Annotated in this window: 1 pseudogene; it reads left to right on the top strand. The window is 58.2% G+C overall.

Going from position 1 to position 500, the window contains the following annotated elements:
* Positions 1 to 56: 56 nt before the first annotated feature.
* A pseudogene (locus ALC15_RS40985) lies at positions 57 to 500 on the top strand (helix-turn-helix domain-containing protein); the annotation flags it as partial.

Here is a 500-nt window from a genome sequence, read left to right as displayed (position 1 = left end):
TGTTTAGTCCCAAGCTTTGATGGTGCATTCTTGTCGCACGATTCGAAGGATGCGCTATGGGACAGGTTTTACACGGCTGCGCCACCACGACGGAGGCGGTCCGTCGAGCAATACAAAATAGTCAAGAGAGCCTGAGAGCCCTCGCCAAGCGCTACGGGATCAACCAGAAGACTGTCGCGAAGTGGAAGCAGCGCGAGACTGTCGCCGATCGTTCGACAGGCCCCAAGGAAGCCAAGTCGACAGTCCTTTCCATCGAGGAGGAGGCGATCATCGTCGCGTTCCGACGGCATACGCTGCTGCCGCTCGACGATTGTCTCTATGCACTGCAGCCAACCATCCCGCATCTGACGCGGTCATCCCTGCATCGCTGCCTCCAGCGCCACGGCATCAGCCGATTGCCGGAGGTGGAAGGCGGCAAGTCTTCGAAGAAGAAGTTCAAGGCCTATCCGATCGGCTATTTCCACATCGACATCGCTGAGCTCCAGACCGCTGAAGGCAAG

This window comes from Bradyrhizobium viridifuturi (assembly GCF_001238275.1).
Lineage (GTDB): Bacteria > Pseudomonadota > Alphaproteobacteria > Rhizobiales > Xanthobacteraceae > Bradyrhizobium > Bradyrhizobium viridifuturi.
The sequence above is the reverse complement of the archived record's forward strand: the minus strand, read 5'-3'. Positions and strand labels throughout refer to the sequence as shown.